Annotated in this window: 1 protein-coding gene; it reads left to right on the top strand. The window is 40.3% G+C overall.

The window, feature by feature from the left end:
- Positions 1–1,133 (top strand): nitrogen regulation protein NR(I) (gene ntrC, locus VXQ92_RS18650; protein ID WP_416682808.1); only part of this gene is annotated, 1,133 nt, incomplete at its 5' end.
- Positions 1,134–1,280 lie beyond the last annotated feature (147 nt).

Consider the following 1,280-nt stretch of genomic DNA (forward strand, 5'->3'; position numbering starts at 1 on the left):
ATATCAATAAATTGCAGCAGCAAGAAGCGACAAAAACAGCTTCACCACTACAATCAACAGAAATTATTGGCGAATCTCCTGCTATGCAAGAAGTTTTCCGAGCGATTGGTCGTTTATCTCAGTCGCATATTACAGTTTTAATTAATGGTGAATCAGGCACAGGTAAAGAACTGGTTGCACATGCTTTACATAAACATTCACCACGCCGCGCTAAGCCTTTTATTTCTTTAAACATGGCAGCAATTCCTAAAGATTTAATCGAAACGGAATTATTTGGTCATGAAAAAGGTGCATTCACTGGTGCCAATACTCAACATCAAGGTCGATTTGAACAAGCCAATGGTGGAACTCTCTTCCTTGATGAAATTGGTGACATGCCATTTGAAACCCAGACTCGATTGTTACGTGTGCTCGCAGATGGTGAGTTTTACCGGGTTGGTGGTCATATACCGGTTAAAGTAGATGTCAGAATTGTCGCGGCAACCCATCAAGACTTAGAAAAACTGGTGAATGAAGGTCGTTTTCGTGAAGACTTATACCATCGTCTAAATGTTATTCGAATTCATATTCCTAAGCTTGCACATCGCAGTGAAGACATCCCGATGCTGGCTCAACATTTCTTGGCTCGCGCGGGTAAAGAGCTAGGCGTAAGTCCAAAAATTTTGCGCACTGAAACAACGGACTATATGCAACAATTACCATGGCCTGGTAATGTTCGTCAGCTTGAAAATACCTGCCGTTGGTTAACCGTCATGATTACTGGTCGTGAGGTTTATCCAGAAGATTTACCTTCTGAGCTTAAACAGGTTCCACTCCAAAAAAGTAGTGAGACTAGTCAACCAGCACCATCTTTTGAACGTATTTCTTTGCACCATTGGGATGAGCTACTAAGCCAATGGGCAATTCAAAAACTTAAAAATGGTGAAATGAAGATTTTAGACATTGCTACTCCAATGTTTGAGCGCACCTTAATTAATGCAGCACTACAGCAAACTCGTGGGCGCAAACGTCATGCAGCCGAGCTGTTAGGTTGGGGTCGTAACACCCTAACCAGAAAGTTAAAAGAGCTAGGCATGGATTCTGCTGATGACGATGATGAGGACGAACATAAAGCAACATTGTCAGAAGCTTAACACCGAAGCAAAAATCAAAAAGCGGCTAATTTAATTTAGCCGCTTTTCTTTATGACTATTTAAATCGGAATTGACTATCAAACTAAAATGTGAACATACAGTTACATGATCAAAAAATTCTAAAAACCCATATAACTTATTATATTT

The organism is Acinetobacter sp. 228, assembly GCF_048147885.1.